The sequence below is a fragment of the Enterobacter cloacae complex sp. I1M genome, assembly GCF_014982425.1.
Classification (GTDB): Bacteria; Pseudomonadota; Gammaproteobacteria; order Enterobacterales; family Enterobacteriaceae; genus Enterobacter; species Enterobacter intestinihominis.
Map to the genome: position 1 here is coordinate 1 of NZ_JADCLG010000071.1, position 568 is coordinate 568.

Genomic DNA, 568 nt, shown 5'->3' on the forward strand with positions numbered 1-568 from the left:
CAAGTATATTTATCATCAAACCAACATCTATGAGGGAAAATTAGCACGATATTGCTCTGCAATTAAAATTAACCAAAGATACCATTAGCCCAGTATCTTTTTACTGTGGAAAGGCTTATTCCTAAAGTCTTTGCTACCTTAGATTGAGAAAGTCGCTTTTTTTTCTCATTTTGAATTAGAACAAAGTATTTACTTCCCTCTGGCCTTCCAAGGATTTTATTCGAGCTTATTCTATTAGATTGCATCTTGGGTTCCTTATTAGCAAGTAATTGTCATTCAGTTGTTAGTCACCATCAATAAGTTGATAACCTGTATGCAACCAGAATGGTTATGCTTAACATTGGTGTCAGAAATTATGGTTAACTTCATTGGTAAAGGGATTAATGATGATGACATTTCCTCCTGTCAAAGCTTTTTGTGATGCATCGCCTTCATCAATGACAGAAACCATTACAGCCAGATCATTTGTGTAATAGATTGGTATCCAACAATAGCATGATTGTTCAGGGCAGATTTTATTTCGTTTCAATACTGCTTCAACTCCAAATGTGATAAGTTCAAAGATTGG

The 568-nt window shown here is 34.7% G+C and carries 1 pseudogene; it reads right to left on the reverse strand.

The features are described from left to right. Positions 1-346 precede the first annotated feature (346 nt). Positions 347-568 (reverse strand): annotated as a pseudogene (locus tag INF86_RS22250) (hypothetical protein); the annotation flags it as partial.